The organism is Falsiroseomonas ponticola, from assembly GCF_016805305.1.
Lineage (GTDB): Bacteria > Pseudomonadota > Alphaproteobacteria > Acetobacterales > Acetobacteraceae > Falsiroseomonas > Falsiroseomonas ponticola.
Genome location: NZ_JAERQN010000004.1, coordinates 242890 through 269739, shown reverse-complemented (window position 1 = coordinate 269739; position 26850 = coordinate 242890). Strand labels below are relative to the sequence as shown.

At 71.3% G+C, this 26850-nt stretch carries 24 protein-coding genes; 17 read left to right on the top strand and 7 right to left on the bottom strand.

The window, feature by feature from the left end:
- The first annotated feature begins 1 nt into the window (after position 1).
- The 9 genes from JJI54_RS14550 to JJI54_RS14510 all read left to right on the top strand — a co-directional run bounded on the left by JJI54_RS14550 (position 2) and on the right by JJI54_RS14510 (position 10276).
- Positions 2 to 1027, top strand: coding sequence for an extracellular solute-binding protein (locus JJI54_RS14550; RefSeq protein WP_203073722.1), 1026 nt, complete (start codon positions 2 to 4; stop codon positions 1025 to 1027).
- A 23-nt stretch (positions 1028 to 1050) separates the two neighbouring features.
- On the top strand, positions 1051 to 2232 hold the full coding sequence (locus JJI54_RS14545) for an ABC transporter permease (RefSeq protein WP_203073721.1): 1182 nt from the start codon (positions 1051 to 1053) through the stop codon (positions 2230 to 2232).
- Entirely contained in the window at positions 2232 to 3032 is an 801-nt protein-coding gene (locus JJI54_RS14540; protein ID WP_203073720.1) for an ABC transporter permease, read from the top strand. The genes JJI54_RS14545 and JJI54_RS14540 overlap by 1 nt, the downstream gene beginning before the upstream one ends.
- Positions 3029 to 4087 (top strand): ABC transporter ATP-binding protein, encoded by a 1059-nt coding sequence (locus JJI54_RS14535; protein WP_203073719.1) that lies wholly within the window; start codon positions 3029 to 3031, stop codon positions 4085 to 4087. Before JJI54_RS14540 ends, JJI54_RS14535 begins: the two co-directional genes overlap by 4 nt.
- An 85-nt stretch (positions 4088 to 4172) precedes the next feature.
- Positions 4173 to 5705 carry an ABC transporter substrate-binding protein gene (locus JJI54_RS14530; RefSeq protein WP_226381764.1) on the top strand — a complete coding sequence of 511 codons (1533 nt, stop codon included), beginning with the start codon at positions 4173 to 4175 and terminating at the stop codon, positions 5703 to 5705.
- Positions 5705 to 6655, top strand: a complete 951-nt coding sequence (locus JJI54_RS14525) for an ABC transporter permease (RefSeq protein ID WP_203073718.1) — start codon at positions 5705 to 5707, stop codon at positions 6653 to 6655. Before JJI54_RS14530 ends, JJI54_RS14525 begins: the two co-directional genes overlap by 1 nt.
- The gene (locus JJI54_RS14520) at positions 6652 to 8475 is read left to right on the top strand and encodes a dipeptide/oligopeptide/nickel ABC transporter permease/ATP-binding protein (RefSeq protein ID WP_203073717.1); all 1824 of its coding nucleotides are present in this window, start codon (positions 6652 to 6654) and stop codon (positions 8473 to 8475) included. The genes JJI54_RS14525 and JJI54_RS14520 overlap by 4 nt, the downstream gene beginning before the upstream one ends.
- Entirely contained in the window at positions 8472 to 9446 is a 975-nt protein-coding gene (locus JJI54_RS14515) for an ABC transporter ATP-binding protein (protein ID WP_203073716.1), read from the top strand. The genes JJI54_RS14520 and JJI54_RS14515 overlap by 4 nt, the downstream gene beginning before the upstream one ends.
- Before the next feature lie 17 nt (positions 9447 to 9463).
- Positions 9464 to 10276 carry a creatininase family protein gene (locus JJI54_RS14510; protein WP_226381763.1) on the top strand — a complete coding sequence of 271 codons (813 nt, stop codon included), beginning with the start codon at positions 9464 to 9466 and terminating at the stop codon, positions 10274 to 10276.
- 55 nt (positions 10277 to 10331) lie between these two features.
- Here the strand turns inward: JJI54_RS14510 and JJI54_RS14505 are convergent, their stop codons facing one another.
- The 3 genes from JJI54_RS14505 to JJI54_RS14495 are packed head-to-tail and all read right to left on the bottom strand — an operon-like array spanning position 10332 to position 14576.
- Positions 10332 to 11300 (bottom strand): 2-hydroxyacid dehydrogenase, encoded by a 969-nt coding sequence (locus JJI54_RS14505; protein ID WP_203073715.1) that lies wholly within the window; start codon positions 11298 to 11300, stop codon positions 10332 to 10334.
- An 11-nt stretch (positions 11301 to 11311) separates the two neighbouring features.
- Positions 11312 to 13027 carry a gamma-glutamyltransferase gene (gene ggt / locus JJI54_RS14500; RefSeq protein ID WP_318987511.1) on the bottom strand — a complete coding sequence of 572 codons (1716 nt, stop codon included), beginning with the start codon at positions 13025 to 13027 and terminating at the stop codon, positions 11312 to 11314.
- A gap of 43 nt (positions 13028 to 13070) precedes the next feature.
- Positions 13071 to 14576 carry an ATP-binding protein gene (locus JJI54_RS14495; RefSeq protein ID WP_164693928.1) on the bottom strand — a complete coding sequence of 502 codons (1506 nt, stop codon included), beginning with the start codon at positions 14574 to 14576 and terminating at the stop codon, positions 13071 to 13073.
- A 387-nt stretch (positions 14577 to 14963) separates the two neighbouring features.
- Here JJI54_RS14495 and JJI54_RS14490 point away from each other — a divergent pair, with 387 nt between their 5' ends.
- Positions 14964 to 16166, top strand: a complete 1203-nt coding sequence (locus JJI54_RS14490; RefSeq protein ID WP_203073714.1) for an ATP-binding response regulator — start codon at positions 14964 to 14966, stop codon at positions 16164 to 16166.
- 30 nt (positions 16167 to 16196) lie between these two features.
- Here the strand turns inward: JJI54_RS14490 and JJI54_RS14485 are convergent, their stop codons facing one another.
- Both JJI54_RS14485 and JJI54_RS14480 read right to left on the bottom strand, forming a co-directional pair.
- Complete coding sequence (locus JJI54_RS14485) at positions 16197 to 17270, bottom strand: branched-chain amino acid aminotransferase (RefSeq protein WP_203073713.1); 1074 nt, start codon at positions 17268 to 17270, stop codon at positions 16197 to 16199.
- 104 nt (positions 17271 to 17374) lie between these two features.
- Entirely contained in the window at positions 17375 to 19264 is a 1890-nt protein-coding gene (locus JJI54_RS14480; RefSeq protein WP_203073712.1) for a primary-amine oxidase, read from the bottom strand.
- A gap of 271 nt (positions 19265 to 19535) precedes the next feature.
- On the opposite strand from JJI54_RS14480, the gene JJI54_RS14475 reads away from it, so the two are divergent.
- Genes JJI54_RS14475 through JJI54_RS14460 form a run of 4 tightly spaced genes read left to right on the top strand, consistent with a single transcriptional unit; the run spans position 19536 to position 23503 of the window.
- Positions 19536 to 20552 carry an ABC transporter substrate-binding protein gene (locus tag JJI54_RS14475; RefSeq protein ID WP_203073711.1) on the top strand — a complete coding sequence of 339 codons (1017 nt, stop codon included), beginning with the start codon at positions 19536 to 19538 and terminating at the stop codon, positions 20550 to 20552.
- Complete coding sequence (locus JJI54_RS14470; protein ID WP_203073710.1) at positions 20549 to 21430, top strand: ABC transporter permease; 882 nt, start codon at positions 20549 to 20551, stop codon at positions 21428 to 21430. The genes JJI54_RS14475 and JJI54_RS14470 overlap by 4 nt, the downstream gene beginning before the upstream one ends.
- Complete coding sequence (locus JJI54_RS14465) at positions 21427 to 22134, top strand: ABC transporter ATP-binding protein (protein WP_203073709.1); 708 nt, start codon at positions 21427 to 21429, stop codon at positions 22132 to 22134. The genes JJI54_RS14470 and JJI54_RS14465 overlap by 4 nt, the downstream gene beginning before the upstream one ends.
- Before the next feature lie 16 nt (positions 22135 to 22150).
- Positions 22151 to 23503 carry an LLM class flavin-dependent oxidoreductase gene (locus tag JJI54_RS14460; protein WP_226381762.1) on the top strand — a complete coding sequence of 451 codons (1353 nt, stop codon included), beginning with the start codon at positions 22151 to 22153 and terminating at the stop codon, positions 23501 to 23503.
- A gap of 2 nt (positions 23504 to 23505) precedes the next feature.
- Here the strand turns inward: JJI54_RS14460 and JJI54_RS14455 are convergent, their stop codons facing one another.
- Positions 23506 to 24084: a histidine phosphatase family protein gene (locus JJI54_RS14455; RefSeq protein ID WP_203073707.1), complete on the bottom strand. Its 579-nt coding sequence runs from the start codon at positions 24082 to 24084 to the stop codon at positions 23506 to 23508.
- Positions 24085 to 24162: 78 nt separating this feature from the next.
- On the opposite strand from JJI54_RS14455, the gene JJI54_RS14450 reads away from it, so the two are divergent.
- From JJI54_RS14450 to JJI54_RS14440, 3 genes are read left to right on the top strand one after another with little or no spacing between them, the layout of a single operon-like run.
- On the top strand, positions 24163 to 25113 hold the full coding sequence (locus tag JJI54_RS14450; RefSeq protein ID WP_203073706.1) for a Bug family tripartite tricarboxylate transporter substrate binding protein: 951 nt from the start codon (positions 24163 to 24165) through the stop codon (positions 25111 to 25113).
- Between the two features lie 43 nt (positions 25114 to 25156).
- Entirely contained in the window at positions 25157 to 25525 is a 369-nt protein-coding gene (locus tag JJI54_RS14445; RefSeq protein ID WP_226381796.1) for an acyl-CoA thioesterase, read from the top strand.
- On the top strand, positions 25525 to 25947 hold the full coding sequence (locus JJI54_RS14440; protein ID WP_203073704.1) for an acyl-CoA thioesterase: 423 nt from the start codon (positions 25525 to 25527) through the stop codon (positions 25945 to 25947). Before JJI54_RS14445 ends, JJI54_RS14440 begins: the two co-directional genes overlap by 1 nt.
- Here the strand turns inward: JJI54_RS14440 and JJI54_RS14435 are convergent.
- A complete protein-coding gene (locus JJI54_RS14435) occupies positions 25944 to 26783 on the bottom strand; it encodes an FkbM family methyltransferase (RefSeq protein ID WP_203073703.1) in 840 nt (279 codons plus the stop codon). The two genes, JJI54_RS14440 and JJI54_RS14435, sit on opposite strands and share 4 nt — an antisense overlap.
- Positions 26784 to 26850 lie beyond the last annotated feature (67 nt).

Sequence of the window (26850 nt, the reverse complement as noted above, 5' to 3'; positions counted from 1 at the left end):
GATGAAGCGTTTGCTGGGAAAGCTGGCGGGGCTGGCGATCGGATTGGCCGCCGCGGCGTCGCCCGCCATGGCGCGGGACCTGACCGTGGTGGCCGGCGGCGGCGCGCTGCAGGACCACATGCGGCGGACGCTCTTCTCCACCTTTGCCGGCGGCCCGGTGGTGGACACGGCCTATGACTACAATGTCGGCCCCATCCGCGCGATGGTGCAGGCCCGCAACGTGACCTGGGACGTGGTGCTGGTGGAAGCGCCGGACCTGATCCGCGGCTGCGAGGACGGCATCTTCGAACGCATCGACTACAGCGTGGTGGACCGCGCCAAGTTCATGCCGGGCGGCGCCACCACCTGCGGCGCGGGCGCCATCGGCTGGGGCGTCGCGGTCTTCTACGATGAGGGCCGGAACCCCAACGGCCCCTCGACCTTCCAGGAATTCTGGGACACGCAGCGCTTCCCCGGCCGCCGGACGCTGCGCCGTGGCGCGCGCATCACGCTGGAAGCGGCGCTGATGGGCGATGGCGTGGCGCCCGCCGATGTCTATCGCGTGCTGGCGACGCCGGCCGGCCAGGCGCGCGCCTTCGCGGCGCTGGACCGGCTGCGCCCCAACCTCGTGTTCTGGACCGGCGGGCAGCAGCCGATCGAGCTGGTGAATTCCGGAGAGGTCGCCTACGCGCTGGGCTTCGTCGGCCGCACCGCCAACGGCATCCGCGCCGGCGCGCGCTACGCGCTGCGCTGGTCCACGCTGCTCTACGCCTATGACAGCTGGGCGGTGGTGCGGGGTTCGTCGAACACGGCGGCGGCGATGCGGCTGATCCAGCACATCACGGAGCCGGGGCCGGTGATGGAGCTGACGAAGCTCTGGCCGATCAACCCGGCGACGGCGGCGGTGGCGAACGACCCCGATGTGCGCGCGCGCAACCCGCTGATGATGACGAACCACCAGGCCGGCGGGCTCGAGATCAATACCGAATTCTGGCTGGAATACGGGCCGGACCTGGAACAGCGCTTCGCCGCCTGGGTGAATCGCTGACCTGACCTGATCGGCGCGCGGCGATGCGACGTACCAACTGGCTCGCCGCGCTTCTCATCGCGCCGCTGATGCTGCTGATGCTGGGCAGCTTCCTGCTGCCCGTGGGCTTCGCGCTGTTCACCGCGGTGGCGGACCGGGAAGTGGCGGCGACGCTGCCGCGCACCCGGGCGGCGCTCTCCGCCTGGGATGGCAAGGGCCTGCCGCCGGAGGCCGCCTTCGCCGCCATGGCGCAGGAGCTTGGCCAGGCGCTGGAGGAACGGCGCATCGGCGACATGGCGCAGCGCCTGAACTTCGAACGCACGGGCATGCGCGGCCTGCTGCTGCGCACCGCGCGGGCCTCCGGCCGCCTGGCCGCGCCCTATGCGGCATCGATGGTGGCGCTCGATCCCCGCTGGGGGGAGAGCGAGACTTGGTTGCTGGTCGCCCGCGCGGGCGGGCCGGTGACGCCGCTCTACCTGCTGCGCGCCATGGATCTGCAGCGCGCACCGGATGGCGGCGTGCAGGCGGTGGCGGCGGATGAGGCGCTGTACCGCCAGCTCTTCTGGCGGACCTTCGGCATCAGCCTGCTGGTGACGGCGCTTTGCGTGCTGCTGGCCTATCCCGTCGCCTACACCATCGCGAAGCTGCGCGCGCCCTGGTCGTCCATCGCGCTGACGCTCGTGCTGATTCCCTTCTGGTCCAGCGTGCTGGTGCGCAGCACCGCCTGGTTCGTGCTGCTGCAACGCGAAGGCCCGGTGAACCAGGCGATGATGGCGCTGGGGCTGACGGAGGCGCCGGTGCAGATCGTCGGCACGCGCATCGCGGTGGTGGTGGCGCTGGTGCATGTGCTGCTGCCCTTCGCGGTGCTGCCGATGCACAGCGTGATGAAGCGGCTGGATGGCAGCTACCTCCGCGCCGCAGCCTCCCTCGGCGCCAACGGCTTCCAGCGCTTCCTGCGCGTCTATCTGCCGATGAGCCTGCCGGGCGTGCTGGCCGGGGCGGCGATGGTCTTCCTCCTCGCGGTCGGCATGTACACGGCGCCCGCGCTGGTGGGCGGGGACCGCGACCAGATGGTCGCCTGGTTCATCGCCTACTTCATGAACCGGGAGGTGAACTGGGGCATGGCCGCGGCCCTGTCGGCCTATCTGCTGGCGCTGACGGGGGCCGCGATCGGCCTGGCGCGCGTGCTGACGGGCGGCGTGGCGACGATCGGCGGGCGTGCCTGATGCGGGAATCGCCGCTGGCCCGCCTGCTGCTGCGCCTGGTCACGGGGCTGGTGCTGGCCTTCCTGCTGGCGCCCATGGTAGCGGTGATCCTGCTGTCCTTCTCCCCCACCGAATTGCTGGCGCTGCCGCCGCGGGGCTTCTCCCTGCGCTGGTACGGGGAGTTCCTGGACAGCGCGCGCTGGCTGCTGGCGATGAAGAACAGCTTTATCGTCGCGGGCGCCACGACGCTGGTCGCGACGGTGCTGGGGACGATGGCGGCGCTCGGCCTGCAACTCGGCCGGTTCCGCGGCAAGGCGGTGCTGGTCACGATCCTGACCCTGCCGATGGTGACGCCCTACATCGTCACCGCGGCCGCGATGTTCTTCGCCTATTCGCTGGTGGGGCTGACGGGATCGCTGCCGGGGCTGGTGCTGGCGCATACGGTGGTGGCCGTTCCCTTCGTCGTGGTGAGCGTGCTGGCCACCCTGCAGACCTTCGATGCGACGCTGCTGCGCGCGGCGGCCTCGCTCGGCGCTTCGCCGGCCACGGCCTTCCTGCGCATCGTCGTGCCGAACATCTGGCCCGGCATCGCGGCCGGCGCCATCTTCGCCTTCGCCACCTCGCTCGACGAATTCGTCATCACGCTGTTCATGGCGGGGCCCGGCCAGTTCACCCTGCCGCGGCAGATGTATGCCAGCGTGCGGGAATTCCTCAGCCCCACCATCCTGGCCGCGGCCACGCTGCTGTTCCTCTGCTCCCTGGTCTTCCTGCTGGTCAGCGAGGCGCTGCGCCTGCGTGCCGAACGAAGGGGCCGTGCATGAGCGAGCCGATCGTCCGCTTCCGGGGCGTGAGCAAATCCTATGACGGCCGCACGCAAGTGGCGGCGGCGCTCGACCTCGACATCGCGCGCGGCGAGTTCCTGACGCTGCTCGGCCCTTCCGGCTCTGGCAAGACGACGACCTTGATGATGCTGGCGGGGTTCGAGGATCCCTCCGCCGGCGTGATCGAGCTGGAGGGCAGGCGCATCGACACCGTGCCGCCCCACAAGCGCGGCATCGGCGTGGTGTTCCAGAACTACGCGCTGTTCCCGCACATGACGGTGGCGCAGAACCTGGCTTTTCCCCTGTCCGTCCGCGGCACCTCGCGCACGGAGATCGCCAGCCGTACCGCGAAGGCGCTGGAGATGGTGCGGCTGTCGGGCTTCGGGGATCGCCGCCCGCAGCAGCTTTCGGGCGGGCAGCAGCAGCGCGTGGCGCTGGCCCGCGCGCTGATCTTCTCGCCGAGCCTGGTGCTGATGGATGAGCCGCTCGGCGCGCTCGACAAGCAGCTGCGGGAGGAGTTGCAGCTGGAGATCCGGCGCATCCACGCGACGCTCGGCGTGACCATCGTCTATGTCACGCATGACCAGTCGGAAGCGCTGACCATGTCCGACCGCATCGCGGTGTTCGAAGGCGGGCGCATCCAGCAGCTCGGCACCGCGGATGCGGTCTATGAACACCCCGCCAACGCCTTCGTCGCGGGCTTCATCGGGGAGAACAACCGGATGGAGGCGGTGGTCGCCGACTCCGCCACGCTGCGCCTTGCCGATGGCACGATGCTGGCCACGGCGCCGCACGGCTTTTCCGCCGGCGAGCGTGTTCTTGCCTGTATCCGGCCCGAGAAAGTCCAGCTGGCGGAAGCCGGGCATCGGGCCGTGGTGACGGAGGTCGTCTATCTCGGCGACCATTGCCGCCTTCGCCTGTCCTATGCGGGCCTGCCGGATTTCTTCGCCAAGCGGCCGAGCCAGGAGGGATCGCCCGTGCCGCGGCCGGGGGAGGCTGTTTTCCTCACCATCCCGCCATCGTCGGTGATGTTGTTTCGCGCATCCGGCGATTGAGAGGGAATTTTTGCGGCCGCATTCCGCTTGACAGGGACGGCCCCGTCCCGTGGCATCGCAGGGACCGGAGCCGCAGGATGTCCCCATGCCGACGCTGAACCGACGCACCCTTCTCGGCGCCGCCGCAGGCGGGGCCATGCTGCCCGTGCTGGTCAACCCGGCGCGCGCGCAGCAGCGGCCGGCGACGATCCGCTACGGCCTTTCGGCCTGGCCGCCCAACCTGCAGCCGTGGGTTTCCACCGGCGCTTCCGCCGGCACGGTGAAGCTGCTGATCCATCGCCGCCTGGTCGGCTTCGACGAGAAGGGGGAGATGCGCGGTGAGCTGGCGCGCGAATGGTCGCTGGATGCGCAGGGCGCCTGGGTCTTCAAGCTGCGTCCCGAAGCCGTCTTCCACAATGGGGAGAAGGTGACGGCCGAGGATGTGAAGTGGACCATCGAGCAGATGGCCGCCGAACGCTCCACCGCCTATTACCGCCAGCAGATGCAGCAGGTGGAGCGCGTCGAGACGCCGGATGCGCATACCGTGCGCCTGGTGATGAAGGAACCCTCCGCCACCGTCCCGCTGTGGTTCACCAACTACAACATGGCCATCGTCTGGCGCGGGTCGCGCGACATGAACGCGCCGGTCGGCTGCGGGCCCTACCGCGTGACGTCGCAGGAACGCGGCACCTGGATCGAGGTGCAGGCCGTGCCGAACTACTGGGTGCCCGGCCTGCCGCGCACGCGCACCATCCGCTTCACCGTCTATGCGGATGAGAACCTTCGCCTCGCCGCGCTGCAATCCGGCGACATGGACATGATCGAATACGTGCCCTGGTCCGGCATGGCGGCGGTGGAGGCCGATCCGCGCCTCACGCTGGCGACCCAGATGGGCCCCTTCATGGACATCCTGTTCAACGGCACGCGCCCGCCCTTCGACAACCCGCTGGTGCGCCGCGCCGTGGCGCATGCGGTGAAGCGGGACGACATCGTGCGCGTCGCCTTCTCCGGCCGCGGCAAGGTGCTGGAGGGCATGCCGATCTCCGAGGGCACGCCCTGGTTCGATGCGGAACTCTCCCGCGGCCACGCCTATGATCCCGAGCGGTCGAAGGCGCTGCTGGCGCAGGCGGGCCACCCGAACGGCTTCAACACCACCCTGCTCGCCGCCTCGCAATTCGCCATGCACAAGGACAGCGCGGAGATCAGCCAGCAATACCTGGCGGCCATCGGCATCCGCGCGGAGCTTCAGCTGGTGGACTGGTCCACGCGCGTCAGCCGCGGCATCCGCGGGCAGTATGACCTGGCGGTACATGGTGTCTCCTCCGAATTCAACGATCCGGATGGGCTGAGCGTGGTGATGGATACGTCCCTGTCGCCCGCGCATGGCCGTTCCTTCGGCGTCCGCGCGCCGCGCACGACGGAGTTGCTGGCGAAGGGCCGGCAGGAATTCGACCAGGCGAAGCGCATCGAGATCTATCGCGACATGCAGCGCGCGGCGCTGGAGGAAGTACCGCTGGTCGGCCTCGCCTGGCGCGAGCAGGGCTACGGCTTCGACCGCCGCATCACGGGTTTCGCCAACCTGCCCGCCGCGCTGTCCACCGCATCCGGCGCCCTGCTGGAATTCGCGGCCTTCGGTTGATGCTCTGGATCGCCAAGCGCATCGGCGTGTCGCTGCTGCTCATGTGGGTGGTGGCGACGGTCGTCTTCATGGCGCTGCACATGGTCCCCGGCGATCCGGCGGAACTGCTGCTTTCCACCGGTGGCGCCATGCCGGATGCCTATGCCATCGCCGAACTGCGGGAGAAGCTCGGCCTCAACCGGCCGATCTGGGAGCAATACCTGGCCTTCCTGGAGGGGCTGTCGCGCGGCGACCTCGGCAATTCGCTGGTGGATGACTATCCGGTGGCGGAGGAGATCCTGTTGCGCCTGCCGCGCACCCTCGAACTCATCCTGGCCGGCACGCTGCTTTCCATCCTCATCGCATTGCCGGCCGGCACCTATGCCGCGGTGCGCGCTGGCGGGGCCTTCGACCGTGCCGCATCCTGGGTGGCGGCGCTGCTGCAGGCGGTGCCGGTCTTCGTGCTGGGCACGCTGCTGATCCTGCTGCTGGCGCAGACACTGCGCTGGATGCCGGCGGGGGGCTACGTGCCGCTGGCACAGGACCCCGCGCGCCACCTGCTGCTGCTGTCGCTGCCCGCGATCGCCATCGCCAAGGGGCTGACGGCGACGGTCTTCCGCATGACGCGCGCTTCCGTGCTGGATGCGCTGTCCCGCGACCATGTCCGCACCGCGCGGGCGAAGGGGCTGACGCCGCGGCGCGTTCTGACGCGCCATGTCGTGCGCAACGCGCTGATCCCCGTCACCACCGTGCTCGGCCTGCAGATGGGCACGCTGCTTGGCGGTACGGTGCTGGTGGAATACGTCTTCAACTGGCCGGGCCTCTCCACGCCGCTGCTGCGCGCGGTGGAGGGGCGGGACTACCCGATGGTGGTCGGCATCGTGCTGACGGTCTCCGCGCTGTTCCTGCTCATCAACCTGGCGATGGACCTGCTCTACGCCGCCCTCGATCCGCGGATCAGCCGGTCATGAGACGCCTCTATCTCCCGGGCCTCGCGGTCCTGTTCATCTGCCTGGTCGCGGCCGCGGCGCCGTTGCTGCCCATGCCGGACCCGATCCGGCAGGATGTCGCGAACCGGCTCGCGGCCTGGCTGCCGGGCAGCCCGCTCGGGCGCGACGAATTCGGGCGGGACGTGCTGTCGCGCCTGATCTGGGGCGCGCGGTCGTCGCTGATGGTGGCCTTCATCTCCTCCGCCATCGCGGCCGTGGTCGGCACGGCACTCGGGCTGCTCGGCGGCTGGTTCCGCGGGGTGGCGGAGTTCCTGGCGATCCGCGGCGCGGATGTCGTGCTGTGCTTCCCGCCGGTGCTGCTGGCACTGCTGGTCGTCACGCTGCTCGGCCCGGGCACGGCGACGCTGATCCTGGTGCTGTCGGTCCTCTACCTCCCCGGCTTCATCCGCGTGAGCTTCGCGGAGGTGCTGTCGGCGCGGAACCAGGATTATGTGGAGGCCGTGCGCGCGCTCGGCGCGCCGACCACGCGCATCCTGCTGCGCACGGTGCTGCCGAACATCGCGGGACCGGTGCTGGTGCAATTCTCCCTCGCCGTCGCGGCGGCGGTGGTGCTGGAATCGGGGCTCTCCTTCCTCGGCCTCGGCGTGGTGCCGCCGACGCCGTCCTGGGGCCTGATGATCCGTGGTGCGCGATCCACCATGGAACAGGCGCCGATGCTGCTGGTCTGGCCCTGCGTGGCGCTGACCTTCACCATCCTCGCGATGAACATCCTCTGCGACGCCGTGCGCGACATCGCGGACAAGCGCGGTGGCGGTGGTGCCAAGCGGCTGCGGCTGGTGGACCGGCTGCTGCCGGGGCTGTTCCCCCCGCCGGCCTCGCCCGCGCCGCTGCTGGAGGTGCAGGGGCTGACGGTGGAGATCGCGGTGCCGGGCGGCGTCATCAAGCCGGTGGAGGATGTCTCCTTCAGCCTCTCCGCCGGCCGCACGCTGGCCATTGTGGGGGAGAGCGGCTCCGGCAAATCCATGGCGGCCACGGCCATCATGGGCCTGCTGCCGCCCGCGGCGCGCGCCGCCGATGGTGTCGCGCGGTTCGAGGGCGAGGACCTGCTGCGGATGCCGGAGGCGCAGCGCCGCAAGCTGCGCGGCGGCGCCATGGCGATGGTCTTCCAGGACCCGATGAGCAGCCTGAACCCCGTGCACCGCATCGGCGACCAGGTGGCGGAAGCCATCCGCGCCCATCGCGACGTGACGGCGGAGGCCGCGCGACGGGAAGCAGTGGACCTGCTGAAGCGCGTCGGCATCGCCGATCCTGAACGCCGCGCCCGCGCCTATCCGCATGAACTCTCCGGTGGCATGCGCCAGCGCGTGATGATCGCGATGGCCATCGCCAACAAGCCGCGGCTGCTGATCGCGGATGAACCGACGACGGCGCTCGACGTCACGGTGCAGGCGGCGATCCTGGAACTGCTCGCGGTGCTGCGGCGGGAGGAGGGGATGGGCGTCGTGCTCATCACCCATTCGCTCGGCGTCGTGGCCGAAGTGGCCGAGGACGTCGTCGTCATGTACGCCGCGCAGGTGGTGGAGCGCGGCCCGGTGGCGGAGGTCTTCGCCCACCCGCTGCATCCCTACACCCGCGCGCTGCTCGCCGCCGTGCCGGATGGCGATGTGGAGCCCGAGGGGATCCCCGGCGTCGTGCCGCGGCCCGACCAGTGGCCGCCGGGCTGCCGCTTCGCGCCGCGCTGCGCCCATGCGACGGAGGCCTGCAACGCCGCGCCGCCCGCGCTGGAAGGGCAGGGGGACCGTGCCGTGCGCTGCATCCGCTGGCGGGAGATCGCGCCATGACCGCGCCGCTGGTAGTGGCGGAGGCGGTGGAGATGAGCTTCGCCCCGCGCGGCATCCTGGCCGGCGGGCGGCCCGTGCGCGCCGTCGCCGGCGTGGATGCGACCGTCGCGAAGGGTGAGGCGCTGGGCGTCGTCGGCGAAAGCGGCAGCGGCAAGTCCACGCTGGGACGCCTGCTGCTGGGCCTGCTGGCGGCCACGGGCGGCAGCGTGCGCTTCGATGGCGAACCCCTGCCCAAGCCCGGCAGCAGCGCATGGCGGAAGCTGCGGGCCCGCATGGGTATCGTCTTCCAGGACCCCTTCGGCAGCCTCGATGCGCGGCGCAGCATCGGCGCGCAGGTGATGGATGGGCTGACCATCCACACCACGCTGAACGCCGCCGAGCGCGAGGAGCGCACCGCGGCGCTGTTCCGGCGCGTGGGCCTCGACCCGCAGCGCATGGGCGCCTATCCGCATGAGTTCAGCGGCGGGCAGCGGCAGCGCCTCGGCATCGCGCGCGCGCTGGCGACCTCGCCCGATTTCCTGGTGGCGGATGAACCGGTCTCGGCGCTCGATGTCTCCATCCAGGCGCAGGTGGTGAAGCTGCTGGCGGAGCTGCGCGGCGATCTCGGCCTGGCCATGCTGTTCATCAGCCATGATCTGCCGGTGGTGCGGCATCTCTGTGACCGCGTCATCGTCATGTATCTGGGCCGCGTCATGGAGGAAGGGCCCGTCGCCCAGGTCTTCGCGCGGCCGCTGCATCCCTACACCGTGGCGCTGCTGTCGGCGACGCCGATGCTCGATCCCGCGAAGCGCGCGAAGCGCGTGATCCTGCCGGGGGAGCCGCCGAGCCCCACCAACCCGCCATCCGGCTGCGTGTTCCGCACGCGCTGCCTGCATGCCCGCCCCGCCTGCGCGGAGGCGGTGCCCCCGCTTCGCAGCCTCGACCAAAGCGGGCACCGTGTGGCCTGCATCCGGGCCGAAGAGATCGGCTGAACAAGAGGAAGAGCCAGATGACGACGCTGTCCCCGACCAAGGTGCGTATGGGGGAGATCACGGGCGGCGAGGCCCGCGCGCTCTACGCCACCAACCCCGTGATCCTGCTGCCCATGGGCAGTCATGAGGACCAGGGCCCGCACGCGCCGATGGGCGACTATTTCTTGGCCGAGAAGATGGCGGAGCTGATCGCGCTGCGCGCGACGGCGGAGGGCACGCGCACCGTCGTGGCGCCCGTGCTGCCCTTCGGCAAGGGCGATTTCTTCGGCCCCATGCCGGGCGGCATCGCACTCTCCGCCGCCACCTTCCGCGCCGTGCTGGATGAGCTGTTCGGGGAGCTGCTGCGCCACAAGCTGACGAAGCTCATCGTCATCAACGGCCATGGCGGCAACGTCACCGTCATCAACGAAGCCACGCGCGCGGTGATGCACAAGACGGGGCTCGTCATCCCGGCACTGTATCTCTGGCGCATCGCCTATGCGGAGATGCCGAAGCTGCTGGGCGCGGAGAAGGCGAAGGCGGTGTCGAGCCACGGCGCCGATCCGCTGACCAGCCTCTGCATGCACCTGTTCCCGGAACGCATCCGCGGGGACCTGGTGCCGGAGCCCCGCAGCGGCAAGCCGGAAGCGTTGGGCCTGCCCTTCAGCGGCTGGGGTGCGCTCGATTTCCAGGGCGCGGAAGTCACCGTCCCCATCGAGTATGATGCGGTCAGCCCCAACGGCCTCGGCACCGGCGATCCGCGGCTGTGCAGCGCGGAATCCGGTAAGCTGATCGCCGACCGCCTGACGGAGATCGGCGCCGGCTTCTGCCACCACTACGCCAAGCAGTAACGTGAAAAGCCCTCTCCCCCGGACGGGGGAGAGGGTTGGGTGAGGGGTCGATCCTTCAGTCCACCACGCGATCCTGCTCCGGGATCGCTTCGCCCTTCTCCACCCGCATCATGTTGCCCAGCCAGTGCTGGATGCTCCGCCGGCTGTTCTCATAGGCCGTGGAGGCGCAGTGCGGCGTGACGATCACGTTGTCCATGTGCAGCAGCGGGTGGTCGGCGGGCGGCGGCTCCTGGTCGAAGACATCGACGGCGGCGCCGCGCAGCGTGCCGTCCTTCAGCGCCGCCACCAGGTCGGCCTCCACCACCACGCCGCCGCGCGCGACGTTGATCAGCAGCGCGCCGCGCTTCATCTTCGCGAAGGCCTTGGCGTCGATCATCTTCGCCGTCTCCGGCGTCAGCGGGCAGTTCAGCGAGAGGATGTCCACCTCCGGCAGCAGCGCGTCGAGCGTGCGGTATTCGACGCCGAGCGCCTTCTCCTGCTCCGGCGGCAGCTGCGTGCGGCTGTAGTAGAGCACGCGGCAATCGAAGCCCTGCAGGCGCTTCGCCACGCCCTTGCCGATGGCACCGAGCCCGATGATGCCGACGGTCTTGCCGGACACCATGATGGACTGCTTCCACACCTCGTTCTTGGCCCAGCCGCCAGCGGCCGTGCTGTTATGCGCGGGCACGATGCGCCGCGCCAACGCCAGCATGAGGCCAATAGTGAAGTCGGCCACGGGCGCGGCATTGCTGCCCGTGGTGCGCGCCACCTTGATGCCGTGGGCGCGGCAATAGTCGAGGTCGATGTTGTCGATGCCGACACCCCATTTGTGGACCAGCTTCAGCTTCGGCCCCGCGGCCAGCACCTCCGCCGGCACCGGCACGTCCCACCACAGCGCATAGGTCGCATCCGCCACCTCGGCCTTCAGGTCCTCCACGCTCCGGCCCTTCACGGCCGTGGCGGTGAAGCCCTCGGGCAGCAGGGACTGGATGATGTCGGCCATCTCGCCGGCGATGGGCTGCAGCAGGGCAATCTTCGTCGTCATCGTGTCTTTCCTCAGAGAACAGGGGCGTCGGCGGAGAAGCGGATGCCCGCGCGCGCGAGCCCCCCGCCGAGTGCCACCACCGAACCATCCGCGCGCCAGCAGGCGGCGCCGGTCATCGATCCATCGGCCTCGAAGGCGATGGCGTTCATGCCGCCGCCGATGGTGCGCACGCGCTGCACCTTGTGGCCGCGCGCGGCCAGGCCTTCCGCGACCTCGGCCGGCACGGCGGGCTCCAGTTCCAGCGCCTGGCCCTGCGTCCAGATGCGCGGCGCCTCCACCGCCTGCTGCAGCGTCATGCCGTGGTCGATCAGGTTCAGCACGGCCTGGAAGGCAGAGGTGAAGATGCGCAAGCCCCCCGGCAGGCCGAGCGCGAAGGCGGGCTTGCCGTCCCTCAGCGCGATGGTCGGCGCCATGGAGGTATAGACGCGCTTGCCCGCCTCGACGGACAGCGCGAGCCCCGGCCGCGGGTCGAAGTTATGCATGTAGTTGTTGCAGATGAGGCCCGTGCCGGGGATGGCCATGCGGGCGCCGAACAGCGCGTTGATGGTCTGGGTCGTGGCGACGATGTTGCCGTGGGCATCAGCGACGGTGACATGGGTGGTGCAGTTGGATTCCATCAGCGAGGGATGCGAGGCCCAGGCCTTCGCCGCCGCCAGGTCGATCTCGCCGCGACGCAGCGCCGCGTAGTCCTTCGAGGTCAGGTGCGCGACCGGGACCTTGACGAAGTCGGGGTCGGCCGTCGCTGCGCTACGGTCGGCGAAGGCCATCTTCAGCGCCTCCGCGACCAGATGGAAGCCGTCCACGGTGCCGAAGCCCATGCCCGCGACGTCGAAGCCCTCCAGCACGTTCAGCATCTGCGCGACATGCACGCCGGCCGAGGCCGGCGGCGGGGGCGCGAAGACCTCGTAGCCGCGATAGGTGCCGCCGATCGGGTCGCGCTGGATCGGGCGGCTGGCGCGGAGGTCGTCGCGCGTGATGATGCCGCCCATCTTCGCGATGGCATCGGCGACGACGCCGCCGAGCGACCCATCGCCATGCAGCGCTGCCTCTCCCTCGCGGGCCACGCAGCGCAGCGTCTCCGCATAGGCGCCCTGCACCAGCTTCAACCCCACGGCGGGCTTGGCCCCGCCCGCCAGGAAGCGCGCGGCGAGGTCCGGGTCGCGCGCCAGGTCGGCGCCGGCATCGCCGATGGAGTCGGAGAGGTAGGGCGTGACGCGAAAGCCCTCGCTCGCCAGGCGGATGGCCGGCGCCATGACATCGGCCAGTGGCCAGGTCCCGTATTCCGCCAAGGTGACGCACCAGGCCCGCAGCGCCGCCGGCACGGCGACGGAGAGCGCGCCGATGGCATTCGCGCGGCCCACCGTCTCCCGCTCCTCCGGCGCCGAACCCGGCGCGGGCGTGTACATGGTGGGGCTCGCCGCGGCGGGCGCGGTGCTGAGGCCGTCCACGACCTTGTGCCGCCCATCGGCCATGCGGAGGTGGCAGACGCCGCCGCCGGTCAGCCCGACCATCATCGGCTCCACCACCGTCAGCGCAAACAGCGCCGCGATGGCGGCATCCACCGCATTGCCGCCGGCCAGCAGCACTTCCGCGCCGGCGGCGGAGGCCATGGGATGGTTGGTCGCCACCACGCCGCGCGTCCCGCGCGCGGGCGATTTCTCCAGCGTGAGGGCGAAGCCGTTGCGGCCCACCGATTGCGCCATCGCCGGCGCCTCCTTCCTCGTCATGGCGCGCAGTCTGGGCCGCGATGGCGAGGTGAGAAAGGGGGCCTCACGCCGCGGCCGCATCCTCCGCGGGTCCGTCGGGATCGCCCGGCGCCGTCTCCCAGCCCAGGCCCACCATCGCCACCACGCGCCGCCCGCCACGCTCCGCGCGCAGCACGATGGCCTTGCGCTCCTCCATCCAGGCCAGCAGGCGCCGCGCGCGGCCGAGGGAGTGGCTGCCATAGGCCCTCGCGATGGTGGCGTCGGAGGGGCAGGGGAGGCCGTCCAGCGCGGCGCGGGCCAGCAGCAGGTAGACGCCCTGCGAATCCTCGGGCAGCGCTTCCGCCCGCGCCACCGCGCCCTGCCAGGCCTCGCCCTCCGCCACATCGGGGTCGATGCCGGCCCGCGCCGTGGAGAGCATGCGGCGGAAGGCGGGCAGGTCCGGCGGGCCCTCCACCTCATGGATGCGGAGCCGGACCAGGAAATCCTGGTAGAGCACGCTGGCCGGGCGGAAGGCGGCCTCCGGGTCCGCCAGCACCTGGCGGAGGATGGCGTCCATGCGGCGGCGCCTGTCCTCCTGCTGCTCCGGCGTCGGGGGCGGCGGGGGTTCCGCCGGCTCGGCGGCGGCGGGCGGGCGGTACTGGGAGAGCTGGACCAGGATGTCCGGCATGGGCGGCTTGGGCGCGCGGCGCACGGGGGCGGGGCGGGGCGCCTCGTCCTGCGGCGCCTTCAGGATCAGGTCCCGCGCCTCCTCCGCGCTCGCCACCGGCGGCGGCACCAGGGCCGGGCCGGCGGAGCGCGACGCCGTCTCCACCCCGCCGATGCGGATCGGCAGCGGGCGGCGGGAGACGGCGGGGCCGAGCGCCACGAAATGCCCGCGCTGGAGGTCCCGGAACATCTCCGCCTGCCGCCGCTCCATGCCCAGCAGGTCGGCCGCGCGGGCCATGTCGATGTCGAGGAAGGTGCGCCCCATCATGAAGTTGGACGCCTCCGCCGCCACGTTCTTGGCGAGCTTGGCGAGGCGCTGCGTCGCGATCACGCCGGCCAGGCCGCGCTTGCGGCCGCGGCACATCAGGTTGGTCATGGCGCCGAGCGCGGCGCGGCGGGCCTCGTCCGAGACCTCCCCGGCCATGGCGGGGGCGAAGAGCTGCGCCTCATCCACCACCACCATCAGCGGGGTCCAGGCGTCGCGATCGGCCTCGAACAGCCCGTTGAGGAAGGCGGCGGCGCAGCGCAGCTGGGCCTCGACCTCCACCCCCTCCAGGTTCAGCACGACGGAGACGCGGTGGCGGCGCACCCGCTCCGCCACCCGGGCCAGGGCGGCTTCCGTATGGTCCTCGGCCTCGATCACCAGGTGGCCGTGCTTGTCGGCGAGCGTCACGAAGTCGCCCTCCGGGTCCACCACCACCTGCTGCACCCAGGGGGCGGATTGTTCCAGCAGGCGGCGCAGCAGGTGGGACTTGCCGGACCCCGAATTGCCCTGGACCAGCAGGCGGGTGGAGAGCAGTTCCTCGAGGTCGAAGGTCGCGGCTTCCCCGTTCGGCGCGCGTCCCATCTCGATCCCGATCGTCATGCACCCATCCCGGCCGGTGTTGCGGACTCGCCGCCCGGGGGCCGGGCGGGGGGCGGAGGACTAACGCGGCAGGGCAGGGGGTGGAAGACAGGATTTCGGCACCGCAGCATGGTGCCCATTCCGGCGGCGGTTCATCCGCGGTTAAGTGCGGGGGCGCATGATGGGACAGGTCCGCATCGAAGCCCGTCGCCCCCGGTCATGACGTCTCCTCCCCCTTCCGCCCCTGCCGGCCGCACGGCGTGACCATGCCCGGGGCAAGCTCCTTTCAATTCAGAACCTGTCGCCCCCCGGCCGCGCGTGGCATCCTCCATGCATGATCACGCCACCGGGCCCGTCGTCGCTGCGGATATGCCGGCCCGTAGCCTCCTGCCCGGGCCGCCGGCCGTGATGGCCGCCGGCGCCCCGCCGCCCGAGGCCCCGCTCTGCGTCCTGGTGGTGGATGACGACGAGGATATCGTCCTGAACCTGGCCGAGGGCCTGGAGATGTGCGGCCATGTGGTGCTGACCGCCCATTCGGCCGCACAGGCCCGCGCGGTGATGGCGGGGCGGGAGGATATCGGCGTGGTCATCACGGATATCCGCATGCCGGGCGAGGATGGCCTGAAGCTGGCGCAGCAGATCATGACCGGCCGGCCGGATGAGGCGGCGATCGAGGTCGTCGTCATCACCGGCCACGCCACGGTGCAGGACGCCGCGGCCGCCATCCGGCTGCATGTCTTCGATTTCCTGCCGAAGCCCTTCACCGTGGATGCGGCGGCGGAGGCGGTGGAACGCGGCCTGGCCCGCGCCCGGTCGCGCCGCGCGGATGGCGCCCATCGCCGCGACCTGCTGCGCCGGACGGAGGAGGCGGAACGCGCCCGCGCCGAGATGGAACGCCTGGTCGGCGGCGCCGAGGGGCGGCTTTCGGCCATGCCGAGCGGCTTCGCCCCGGCCGAGGCGCTGCGGCGGGAGCTGCACGCCATCTCCCACGCGCTGCGCACGCCGCTGCACGCCATCGCCGGCGGGGCGGACCTGCTGAAGCTGCGCGGCGGCACGCTGGATGACGCCGCGGCGCGGGACGACATGGCGATGCTGCAGGACGGCGTGCAGCGCGCGGTGGAGGCCGTGGCGCTGGTGGAGGAGCTGCACCGCACCGATGCCACCCCGCCGGGGGAGGAGCCGGCGCCGCTCGACCTCTCCCTCGCCATCACGCGGCTCGCCCAGCGGCTGCAGCGCCGGGACCCGCCGCCGGAAGCGGCGCTGGTGGTGGAAGGGGGCGCGGGCGTGCTGGTGCGCTGCCTGCCGAACGACCTGCGGCGGGTCATCGACCTCTGCGCCGACAGCGCGCTGGCCTGGGCCTCGCCCGGCGCATCCGTCGTGCTGGCGGCGCAGCCCGCCGCGAACGGCATGGCGGAGGCCCGCTTCGCCGTCCGGGCCAGCGAGTCGGGGCCGGATCAGCCGGCGCCCGTGCTGTCCGATTTCGCCCGCACGCAGGAGGATCTGCGCTTCGCCATCGCCCGGCGCCTGGCGGAGCGGCATGGCGGCAGCCTGACCAGCACCGGCGGCGCCGACGGCGCCATGACGATGCGGCTGCTGCTGCCGGCGGCGTGACGGGGCGGCAGGCGCCGCCCCGCGCCTGCCTCAGACTGCCGGCACCACGCTGGTCCAGCCATGCGCATCATTGGTCCGGCCATACTGGATGCCGACGATGCTGTCGTAGAGCTTCTGCGTCAGCTCCCCGGTCACGCCGCCATTGATCAGCACGTCCTCCCCCTTGTAGCCCAGCGTGCCCACCGGGGAGACGACGGCCGCGGTGCCCGTGCCCCACATCTCCTTCAGCGTGCCGTCGCGGCCCGCTGCCATGACCTCGTCGATGGTGATGGGACGCTCGGAGACCTTGAGGCCCCAGTCGCGCATGAGCTGCAGGGTGGAGGCGCGGGTTACGCCATCCAGGATGGTACCGGCGAGCGGGGGCGTGATCACCTCATCCCCGATGCGGACCATGATGTTCATGGTGCCGACCTCATCCAGGTACTTGCGGTGCACGCCATCGAGGTAGAGGACCTGCGTGTAGCCCGCCGCCGCGGCGTCCTGCTGGCCGGAGAGCGACTGCGCGTAGTTCGCCGCCGTCTTCGCCTCCCCCGTGCCGCCGCGCACCGCGCGCACATGGGTGTCGGAGGCCAGGATGCGCACCGGCTTCACCCCTTCCTTGTAGTAGCTTCCGACGGGGGAGAGGATCAGGAAATAGAGGTAGCTGTGGGCGGGATGCACGCCCAGCATCACGTCGGTCGCGATGATCGTGGGCCGCAGGTAGAGCGAGGTGCCCGCCTTGCGCGGCACCCAATCCGCTTCCAGCCCCACCAGCGCGTCGAAGCTCTGCCGCACCAACTCCACCGGCACTTCCGGCATGCACATGATGCGGGCGGAGCGGTTGAAACGCTCCGCATGGCGATCGGCGCGGAACAGGCGGATCTGGCCGTCATCGCCGCGGAAGGCCTTGAGCCCGTCGAAGATCGCCTGGCCGTAGTGCAGCACGCTGGTCGCGGGGTCGAGGGAGAGCGGGCCATAGGGCTCGATGCGCGGGGAATGCCAGCCACGGCCCTCGTCGTAATTCATGAGGAACATGTGGTCGGTCAGGACCTTGCCGAAGGCGAGCGTCTCGTCGGCGGGCTTCGCCTTGGGCGAGCTTGTGCGGGTGATCGGGAAGTTGCTCATCAGGCGGGTCCTCCAGCGTTTCCTTGCGCGTTCCCTACCATGCCGCGTTCTTTTAGGAACGGTAAGAGGGGCTGACATAATTTCCGCGCATGGCAGCCCTGCGGTCAGACGCAGCAGCTCTTCGCGCTGCGGCTGGGGGGCACGTCCAGCGCCGGATTCTCGTCGAAGAAGCCCTCGGGGTGCAGGGCGAAGCCGGCGGTGATGACGGGCTGCACCGGGAAATCCTCGGGCCGCGGGATGTGGTGCAGGCCGAAGCAGTGCCAGAGGACGAGGTCGGCATCGACCAGCGGCCGATCCGCCGCCGTCCAGGCCGGCAACCCATCCCCGCCCGCGGATTGGTTGGGGTAGCGGCCGGCGGCGAACATCTCCTCGGGCTCGAAGGCGGTGACCCAGAGCTGTTTCGTCATGAAGGCGGCGCGGCGGGTGACGCTGGCCTCGGGGGCGGAGAAGGTGGGCAGGGGATTCTGCGCCACCAGGCGATAGGCGGTCGGGCGGCCCATGGCGTTGCGCGCCGTGGCGCTTTCCACCCGCCAGCCGCGCATGGCGTGGAAATCGACGTTGCGCTGCGCGCGCAACTCGCTCTCCAGCACCGTCTCCCGCAGCACGAAGGCGTTGCCATGCGGGTTCTCCGGCCCCATCGGCAGCGCGACGGTGTCCACCTCCACGACGCGGTTCGCTTCCCCATCGACATCCATGTCGAGGCGCATGGCGAAGACGTGCTGGTGCAGATGCGCATAGACGCCAGGTGCCACCATGGTGCCGAAGCGCGGCTCCTCCCCGGGCTTGAGGCCGGCGGTGTTCATGATGCCGGTGGCCTTGATCTCGAAGTGGATGGAGCCGTCCTGGTGCAGGTACCAGAAGGACCCGTATTCGTAGTTGCCGATGGTGGAGATGGAGGACAGCACCAGCCGCCGCGCGCGCCGTACCTCCACCTTGCCGGTGTGGAGATCCGTGTGCTTCCAGAGGATGCCGTGATCCTCCTCATGCAGGCAGATGGCGTTGCGGATGCAGTAGGGATCGCCCTTGCTGTCGGCCAGCCAGCCATCGAAGTAGTGGATGGCGCCCAGGCAATCGCAGCCCAGCGTCAGTGAATTGGCCAGCACGCCGATGCCGTATTCGCCGACATCGAAGGCGTTCTTGCGATAATGCCCGCCGCCGGGATGGGCGTAGGGCACCACCATCTCCGACAGCGCGCCGCGATGCATCACCGGGCGCAGCCGCCCCTGGTCCTCATAGGCCAGGGCATGCAGCACCAGGCCTTCCCGCGCGTTGAAGCCGACCCGGAAGCGCCATTTCTGCCAGCGAACCTCCTGGCCCTCGACGGTGAAGGAGGCGCCCTCCGGCTGGATGATCTCCAGCGGCTTGATGTCGTCGCGGAAGGTCTGCCGGAACTTCGCGGCGTAGTTCACGTCGCGCATCGGGATCGGCGCCTCGCCATGGTCATCGATCCGCAGCACCGAGGCGCGGTCGAGGTCGATGACGGCGCAGAGACCCTCGATGGGGTGCGCATAGGCATTGTCGTCGGGAGAGGTGCGGAGCCAGCAGAAGGTGTGTGACAGGCGCCGCCCTTCCTCATCCGGCAGGCCGTAATTGCCGGCGGACCAGGGATCGACCTGGACCAGGCCGATATCGGTGATGCCGCGCCGCGCCAGCGCCGCCTGGAAACCGGGATCGGCGCGGGCGACGCGGCCCACCAGCTCGATATCGTCGAACAGGATGCGCGGCCGCACCCCCGGCATCGGCGTCCAGGACAGGATGGCGCCGGCGGTCAGGTCCGCCACCGCCTCGAACACCCGGCCATCGGTGCGGTCGAAGGCGCAGACGAAGGCGCGGCGGGGCGGCGGGGCATCGCCGCGCAGTTCGGCCTTGGCGGGTTCGTGCAGGCTGATCGTCTCGAACATCATGCCCGCGCCCAGATCATGCGCGGCGCGGACCAGCGCGGCGGCCTGGCGGATTTCCGCGGGGGTCAGCGGGTCGAGCGGATGGGCGGGCATGGCGTCGTCCTTCGGGCGTCCCGCGACGGTACCGGGGGCGGAAGGGGGACGGAAGCGCGGGCCGGTTCAACGGCCGGACGCGCAGGCATCGCCTATTCACCATGTTTGAATCGGGCTTATTGACTCTGCGCGACCGCTGATCGCACGATCCGCCCGCCGCAGAGGAGCGCCCCATGCCGCCCATCCTGCCCTGCTGTCGGGGCTGATCCGCCGCCTCCTTCCGCCCGGCCCGCCGGGCCGCGCCGTCCCTCCGCGCAAGGACCCATCCTTCATGCCTCTCGTGCCATCCCGGCGCGCCGTGCTCGGCCGCCGTGCGACCTTCCTGCTGCCCGCGCTGCTGGCGTCTCCGGCCCTGGCGAGCGAGCTGCCGCGCCGGGTGCCGCCCGGCACGCGGCTGGTCGCGGCCGACCAGAACCAGGCGCTGCAGACCATGATGCAGGCCTCCGGCGAGCATGGCCGCCTGGCCGCCCAGGTGAGCTACGCCAATTTCCTCGGCGGCCCCGCCATCCTGGAGGCGTTCCGCGCCGGTGCGCTCGACCTCGGCATCGTCGGCAACACGCCGCCGATCCAGGCCCATGCGGCCGGGGAGCGCATTCCCGTCATCGCGGCCCGCGCCTCCACCGAGCCCGACTACAAATTCGCGGTGCGCCCGGGGCTGTCGGTGACGACGCTCAAGGATTTCGCGGGCAGGCGCATCGCCTATGCCGAGGGTACGGGCCGCCAGCCCTTCGTGCTGCGGGCTCTGCAACTGGCGGGGCTGACGCGGCGCGACGTTCGCCTCGTGCCGCTCCGCGTCTCGGACTTCCCCGATGCGGTGCGCGGCGGGCAGGTGGATATCGCGCCGCTGAACGAGCCGCATTTCTCCCGCTACCTCGCGCAATGGGCGGATCGCGGCGCCTCCGCCCTGCCGGCGGACCAGTATGCCGATCTGCCGAAGCGGCTCAGCTACCTCTATGCCAGCGGCCGCGCGCTGGATGACCCGGCCAAGGCCGCGGCGCTGCGGGACTTCGTCATCCGCTGGATCGCCGCCAGCCGCTGGTCCAAGGCGCGGCCGGAGGAATGGGTGCAGGCCTATTACGTGCGCCTGCAGAATCTGCGGCCGGAGGATGGCCGCGCCATCGAGGCATCGGAGGGCGAGTACCGCTTTCCCGCGCTCTCCACGCTCATCGCCCCGCACCAGGCGACGATCGACCTGATCCACGCCGCCGGCGACATCCCCCGCCGCCTGGATGCGCGGGAGGAGTTCGACCTGCGCTTCGACGCCGTGATCGCCGAGTACGCGGCATGAGCGGCCATTCCACCAGCGACCGGGCGACCTATGAACTGATCTCGGTCGCGGATGTGATGCTGCCGATCGATCCGCCCCGGCCGCGATCCGCGCGCCCCGCCGCGCCGGTGCTGGCGCCGCGGCGCCTGCCCGCCTGGGGCATCCTGTTCGGCCCGCTGGTGCTGGTGCTGGTGTGGGAAGCGGCCTCGCAGACGGGCCTGCTCTCGCCCCGCCTGCTGGCCGCGCCCTCCACCGCCGTCACCACCGGCTTCGCCATGCTCCAGGCCGGCACCCTGCAGGAGCATTTCCTCGCCTCCGCCCAGCGCGCCTGGCTCGGGCTCGGCATCGGCGTCGTGGCGGGGCTGGTGCTGGCGCTGGCCTCGGGCCTGACGCGCCTCGGCGAGGCCTCGATCGACGGCGTCGTGCAGGTGAAGCGCGCCATCCCGACGCTCGCGCTGATCCCGCTGGCGATCCTCTGGCTCGGGATCGGGGAGGCGATGAAGATCGCCCTGATCGCGACCTCCGTCCTCGTCCCCGTCTACATCAACACCCATGCGGCGCTGCGGGGCATCGATTTGCGCTTCGTGGAACTGGCGCGCTCCGTGGGGCTCGGCCGGGCGGAATTCCTGCGGCGCGTGGCGCTGCCAGGCGCGCTGCCGGGCTTCTTCACGGGGCTGCGCCTGGCGGTCACGGCCTGCTGGACCGCGCTGGTGGTGCTGGAACAGATCAACACGACGGAGGGCATCGGCTACCTGATGAACCGCGCCCGGGACTACGGGCAGACGGATGTCATCGTCGTCGGCCTCGCGGTCTATGCCGTGCTGGGCCTGGCGTCGGACATGGCGGTGCGGGCGGTGGAACGCCGCGCGCTGTCCTGGCGCAAGGCGCTCGGCACATGACGCAGGCCATGAGGATCGAGGCGCTGACCCGCGCCTTCGCCGGCCGCGTGGTGCTGGAGGAGATCGACCTCGACCTCCAGCCCGGGGAGTTCGTGGCGCTGATCGGCCGCAGCGGCTGCGGCAAATCCACGCTGCTGCGGGCCATCGCGGGCCTCGATGAGGGCGTGGCCGGTGGCGGCACGGTGGAGGCGCCGCGCAACAAGGCCATCCTGTTCCAGGACAGCCGCCTGCTGCCCTGGGAACGCGTGCTCGCCAACGTCACCCTCGGCCTCGCGGTGCCGGATGCCGATTCCCGCGCCCGCCGCGTGCTGGAAGCGGTGGGGCTGGAGGGGCGGGAGGATGCCTGGCCCGGCACGCTGTCCGGCGGCGAGCAGCAGCGCGTGGCGCTGGCCCGCGCCCTGGTGCGCGAACCCGCGCTGCTGCTGGCGGACGAGCCCTTCGGCGCGCTGGACGCCCTGACCCGGCTGCGCATGCACGCGCTGCTGGCCGCGCTGGTGGCGCGACACCGCCCCACCGTCCTGCTGGTGACGCATGACGTGGATGAGGCGCTGACGCTGGCCGACCGCATCCTGGTGATGGACCAGGGCCGCATCACGCGGGACCTGCCCATCGCCCTGCCTGCCCCCCGCCGCCGCAGCGATGCCGGCTTCGATGCGCTGCGCACCACCCTTCTCAACGCCCTCGGCGTTCCCGAACACGCCTGACCGGAGGAGCATGACCATGCCCCGCGAGCTGCACCTCAACCTCTTCATCAACAGCCGCGGCCATCACGAAGCCGCCTGGCGCCACCCCGGTGCCACGCCGCGCGCGCTGACCGATATCCGCTACTACCAGGACCTGGCCCGCGCCGCCGAAGCCGCGGCCTTCGACAGCATCTTCTTCGCCGACCACCTGGCCCTGGGCGGAGAGGTCGAGCATGTCGCGAAGGGGCAGCTGGAGCCGATCACGACGCTCGCCGCCGTGGCCGGCGCCACGACCCATATCGGGCTGATCGCGACGGCCTCCACCAGCTACACGGAGCCCTTCAACCTGGCGCGGCAATTCGCCAGCGTGGACCACATCAGCGGCGGCCGCGCCGGCTGGAACATCGTCACCACCTGGCTGCCGGAAGCCGGGCGCAATTTCGGGGAGGCGACGCAGACGCCGCATGCCGAACGCTACGCCCAGGCCGATGATTTCCTCGACGTGGTCAAGAAGCTCTGGGACAGCTGGGCGGATGGTGCGGTGCTGGACGACCGCGATGGCGGCCGCTTCGCCGACCCCGCCCGCATCCGCCGCTTCGACCACCAGGGCCCGCACTACCAGGTTGCCGGCCCGCTGAACCTGCCGCGCGGCCCGCAGGGCAGGCCCGTGCTGGTGCAGGCCGGATCCTCCGACACCGGGCGCGGCTTCGCGGCGCGGCATGCGGAGGCCGTCTTCACTGCGCATCTCGAGAAGCAGGCCGCCCAGGGCTTCTACGCGGACCTGAAGGCCCGCGCCCGCGCCGTGGGCCGCGATCCCTCCCAGATCCTGGTGCTGCCGGGCATCAGCCCGGTCATCGCGGGGACGGAGGCCGAGGCCCGGCGCCTGCAGCGCGAGCTGAACGAGCTGACCGACCCCGCCGTCGGCCTGGCACGGCTCTCCGCCCGCTTCGGCGGGCATGACTTCTCGCACCTGTCGCTCGACCAGGTGCTGAGCGTCGATGACTTCCCCGATCCCGCCACGGTGCAGGCCGCGCAGAGCCGCGCCGCCGTCATCACCGCGCTGGTGGCGCGCGAACGCCCGACGCTGCGCGCCCTGCTGCACAGCCTGTCCGGCGCCCGTGGCCATTTCAGCCTGGCCGGCACGCCGGAACAGGTGGCGGCGGTGATCGAGGACTGGTTCACCACCGGCGCCGCGGATGGCTTCAACCTCATGCCCCCCGTGCTGCCCGCGCTGTTCGACGCCTTCGTGGCGGAGGTCGTGCCCCTCCTGCGGGCCCGCGGCCTGTTCCGGCACGGCTACAGCGGCACGACGCTGCGCGACCACCTGGGCCTCGACCGGCCGGACAGCCAGTTCTTCCCGTCGTCGCGGCGCATCCCCGCCGCGGCGTGAGGCTACCCGCCCTCGATCGGCCGCCAGCCATGCCGCAGCGCCCGGCTGGCGCGGTCGAAGGTGAAGAGGTTGCCGCCGCCACGGCCGGGCTGGTCCTCCGCCCGGCTGATCGGCACGCCCTTCAGCCGGCACAGCAGCAGCGCGCCGACGGCGCCATGGGCGATGATGGCGATATCGCCGGGCGGCGCCATCGCCAGCACCCGCTCCACCGCCGCCACGATCCGCGCCTGCGCATCCACCGCGCGTTCCCAGCCGCGCACGCTCTCCTCCGGCCGCGCGAAGAAGGCATCGGCCATCGCCTCGAAGACCGGGCCGGGCAGGTAGCCGGTGGCGCTGCGGTCATTTTCATGCAGCGCTTCCAGCACGGTCACATCCAGGCTCGTGCCCGCCGCCAGGATCGCCGCCGTGTCCACCGCCTTGCGTTCCGCGCTGCTGAACAGGCTGCGCAACCGCGCGACCCAGGGGCGGCCCAGCATCAGCCGCGCGCGATGGATGCCGCGCGGCGAGAGGTGCCATTCCGGCACGGGCCGGGCCGGATCGACCATGACATCGGGATGGGTAATGAATCGGACGACCGGCATGGCGCCCCCGCACGCTATGCGCGGACTCCCCAGGGGCGCAACCCGCCCCTAGGGTAGGGGTCCTGAGGAGAATCGCCGATGCTCCGTCGCCTCGTCGCGCTCGCGCTGTTCACCGCGCTCAGCCTCCCTGCCATGGCGCAGTCGCCGCCACGGCTGGTGAACGGCTTCGCGCCGGGCGGCACCGCCGACATCGTCGCCCGGCTGCTGGCGGACCTGGCCGGCCCGGCGCTGGGGGCGCGCCCGGTCGTGGAGACGCGCACCGGCGCCACGGGTTTCATCGCCGCCGAACAGGTCGCGCGCGGCCCGGCCGATGGCTCCGCCGTGGTGCTCTGCGTCATGTCCATGCTGGCCATCGCGCCCGAGCTGCCGGGCGCGCGGCTGCCGATCGACCCGCGCACGGATCTCTCGGGCGTCGCGCTCTTCGCCCTGTCGCCCTATGGCCTGGTGGTCGGCGCGCAATCGCCCTACCGGTCGCTGGCCCAGCTGGTGGAGGCCGCGAAGGCGCGGCCCGCAGCCGTGTCCTATGCCAGCGTCGGCGTGGGGTCGGCGCCGCATCTCGGCGGCGTGCTGATCGGGCTCCGCGCGCCGGCGGAGATGGTGCATGTGCCCTATCGCGGCGCGGCGCCCGCGCTGCTCGACATCATCGCCGGTCGCGCCGATTTCATGATGGTGAGCCTCGGCGACGTGACGAAGCAGATCCAGGATGGCGACCTGCGGCTGCTGGCGCTGGGCGACAGCCGCCCGGTGCCGCTCTTCCCCAACGTGCCGCCGATCAGCGCCACGCTGCCGGGGGTGGAGAGCTACACCTGGTTCGGCCTCTGTGGCCCGAGGGGCATGAGCGCGGAGGGGCGCGCGCGGTGGGAACGCGGCACCGCCGCCGCCGTCGCCGATCCCGGCTTCCGGTCGCGGCTGGAAGGCATGGGCCTGGTGCCGCTGTTCGAGGATGGGGCGGCGATGGACCGCCGCATCGCCGCTGATCGTGAGCTGTGGGGAGGCGTGGTGCGTGCCGCTAACATCCGGGCCGAATAGGGTGCCGCCATCGCCGGCGGAGCTGAAGCTGCGCACCACCGCCATGCCGGCGGATGCGAACCCGTCCGGGGACATCTTCGGCGGCTGGCTGATGGGGCTGATGGACCTGGCGGCGGGCAATGCCGCGGGGCGCCGGGCGCGCGGCCGCGTCGCCACCATTGCCGTGGACGGCATGAAGTTCCACCGCCCGGTGCTGGTGGGCGACGAGGTCAGCATCTATGCCTGCATCGTCTCGGTCGGCCGCACCTCCATGCGCATCGAGGTCGAGGCCTGGCGGCGCGAACGGTCGGAGGATGAGATGTTCCTGGTGACGGAAGCGGTCTTCACCTTCGTCGCGATCGACGAGGCGCGGAAGCCGAGGCCCGTGCCGGCGGAGCCGGCGACTGGAACGCTTCCGGCGGAGGCGGCGTGATGGACGGCACCACCTGGCCCCTGCTGCGCGACCATGTGATCCGCTGGTCCGAATGCGACCTCTACGGCCACGTCAACCACGCGGCCTACCTGACCATCTTCGAGGATATGCGCATCGCGCATTGGGAGGCGCTGACGGGCCTGCCCATCTCCCCCACCAGGCCCGGCCCGGTGGTGGCGCAGATCGAGGCCAGGTACCACCGCGCCGCGGGCTTCGCGGAGAAGGTGGTGCTCGGCAGCCGCGTCGTCTCCTTCCGCCGCACCTCCTTCATCCATGACTACGCCATGTGGCGCGACGGCGTCGCCTGCTGCACGGGCCGCGCGGTCTGCGTGGTGACGCGCAACGACACCGGGGAGAAGGTGCCGCTCTGGCCCGAGCTGCGGGAGCGGATGCTGGCGGAAGGCGCGGTGGCGGAAGGCTAGAGCCCCGCCAGGTAGCGCCCCGCCAGCCCGCCGGCATGCCGGCGGTCATGCTCCATCAGCAGGCGCAGCGCCGCATCCGCCGATCCGTAGCAATCGTGCAGGATCGTCGCCATGGCCAGCAGCGCGCGGTCGTCCAGCGCCTCCGGCCTCGTCAGGTCCCGGATGAAGATGGCGTCCGCCCAGACCATCTGGCTGAGCCCCGCATAGGGGCTGCCGCCCACCACCATCGGCGCCATCACCCGGCTGTTCAGCGGAAAGAAGCGGTGGAAGGCGAAGCCCTGGCCGCGCAGGAAGGCATCGACGTCGGCGAAGAGCGGCTGGTCCCGGTACAGCGGCAGGAACTCCACCTCCGCCTGCACCACCAGCGCATCGCGCAGCCGCGCTTGCGCGTGGCGCAGCACCATCAGCTCCGCCCCCTGGATATCGAGCTTCAGGAGATCCGCGCCCGCGGTTTCCGGCACATCGTCCAGCCGCACCGTGTCGAGCTCCACGCGGTCCAGCACGCGGCCCCATTCGGGGAAGCCGTGGAACAGGGCGAGCGTCGCGGGGTCGGGCTCCAGCAGGGATGTCATGCCCGGCGCCTGGCAGACCCGCAGCGTGTGGCGGCCGCCATCGCCGACGGCGTGCGGGAAGTAGCGTTCATCGGGGCCCTTGCGGGTGTTCAGCGTGGCGAGTGCGGCGGCATCGGGCTCGAACCCCACCACCTCCGCCTGGCCGGCGCGGAGCAGCGTCGCATAGGGCGGGTCGCCATCGATCGGGTTGGCGCCGATATCGACGGCCTTGATGCGGATGGCCTGGCCCGTGAGGTCCCGGAAGGACCGGCCTTCTGCCGCCATGGATGCGCTGCCTTCTGCTGTCGCAGGGCCAATTTGGCGCGCCGGCGGTTAATGAAGCGGCAAACTT

What these genes read in the sequence shown, in the direction of transcription:
- JJI54_RS14550 (WP_203073722.1), top strand. Translation starts at nt 2, where the DNA reads ATGAAGCGTTTGCTGGGAAAGCTGGCGGGGCTGGCGATCGGATTGGCC.
- JJI54_RS14545 (WP_203073721.1), top strand. Translation starts at nt 1,051, where the DNA reads ATGCGACGTACCAACTGGCTCGCCGCGCTTCTCATCGCGCCGCTGATG.
- JJI54_RS14540 (WP_203073720.1), top strand. Translation starts at nt 2,232, where the DNA reads ATGCGGGAATCGCCGCTGGCCCGCCTGCTGCTGCGCCTGGTCACGGGG.
- JJI54_RS14535 (WP_203073719.1), top strand. Translation starts at nt 3,029, where the DNA reads ATGAGCGAGCCGATCGTCCGCTTCCGGGGCGTGAGCAAATCCTATGAC.
- JJI54_RS14530 (WP_226381764.1), top strand. Translation starts at nt 4,173, where the DNA reads ATGCCGACGCTGAACCGACGCACCCTTCTCGGCGCCGCCGCAGGCGGG.
- JJI54_RS14525 (WP_203073718.1), top strand. Translation starts at nt 5,705, where the DNA reads ATGCTCTGGATCGCCAAGCGCATCGGCGTGTCGCTGCTGCTCATGTGG.
- JJI54_RS14520 (WP_203073717.1), top strand. Translation starts at nt 6,652, where the DNA reads ATGAGACGCCTCTATCTCCCGGGCCTCGCGGTCCTGTTCATCTGCCTG.
- JJI54_RS14515 (WP_203073716.1), top strand. Translation starts at nt 8,472, where the DNA reads ATGACCGCGCCGCTGGTAGTGGCGGAGGCGGTGGAGATGAGCTTCGCC.
- JJI54_RS14510 (WP_226381763.1), top strand. Translation starts at nt 9,464, where the DNA reads ATGACGACGCTGTCCCCGACCAAGGTGCGTATGGGGGAGATCACGGGC.
- JJI54_RS14505 (WP_203073715.1), bottom strand. Translation starts at nt 11,300, where the DNA reads ATGACGACGAAGATTGCCCTGCTGCAGCCCATCGCCGGCGAGATGGCC.
- ggt (WP_318987511.1), bottom strand. Translation starts at nt 13,027, where the DNA reads ATGACGAGGAAGGAGGCGCCGGCGATGGCGCAATCGGTGGGCCGCAAC.
- JJI54_RS14495 (WP_164693928.1), bottom strand. Translation starts at nt 14,576, where the DNA reads ATGACGATCGGGATCGAGATGGGACGCGCGCCGAACGGGGAAGCCGCG.
- JJI54_RS14490 (WP_203073714.1), top strand. Translation starts at nt 14,964, where the DNA reads ATGGCCGCCGGCGCCCCGCCGCCCGAGGCCCCGCTCTGCGTCCTGGTG.
- JJI54_RS14485 (WP_203073713.1), bottom strand. Translation starts at nt 17,270, where the DNA reads ATGAGCAACTTCCCGATCACCCGCACAAGCTCGCCCAAGGCGAAGCCC.
- JJI54_RS14480 (WP_203073712.1), bottom strand. Translation starts at nt 19,264, where the DNA reads ATGCCCGCCCATCCGCTCGACCCGCTGACCCCCGCGGAAATCCGCCAG.
- JJI54_RS14475 (WP_203073711.1), top strand. Translation starts at nt 19,536, where the DNA reads ATGCCTCTCGTGCCATCCCGGCGCGCCGTGCTCGGCCGCCGTGCGACC.
- JJI54_RS14470 (WP_203073710.1), top strand. Translation starts at nt 20,549, where the DNA reads ATGAGCGGCCATTCCACCAGCGACCGGGCGACCTATGAACTGATCTCG.
- JJI54_RS14465 (WP_203073709.1), top strand. Translation starts at nt 21,427, where the DNA reads ATGACGCAGGCCATGAGGATCGAGGCGCTGACCCGCGCCTTCGCCGGC.
- JJI54_RS14460 (WP_226381762.1), top strand. Translation starts at nt 22,151, where the DNA reads ATGCCCCGCGAGCTGCACCTCAACCTCTTCATCAACAGCCGCGGCCAT.
- JJI54_RS14455 (WP_203073707.1), bottom strand. Translation starts at nt 24,084, where the DNA reads ATGCCGGTCGTCCGATTCATTACCCATCCCGATGTCATGGTCGATCCG.
- JJI54_RS14450 (WP_203073706.1), top strand. Translation starts at nt 24,163, where the DNA reads ATGCTCCGTCGCCTCGTCGCGCTCGCGCTGTTCACCGCGCTCAGCCTC.
- JJI54_RS14445 (WP_226381796.1), top strand. Translation starts at nt 25,157, where the DNA reads ATGCCGGCGGATGCGAACCCGTCCGGGGACATCTTCGGCGGCTGGCTG.
- JJI54_RS14440 (WP_203073704.1), top strand. Translation starts at nt 25,525, where the DNA reads ATGGACGGCACCACCTGGCCCCTGCTGCGCGACCATGTGATCCGCTGG.
- JJI54_RS14435 (WP_203073703.1), bottom strand. Translation starts at nt 26,783, where the DNA reads ATGGCGGCAGAAGGCCGGTCCTTCCGGGACCTCACGGGCCAGGCCATC.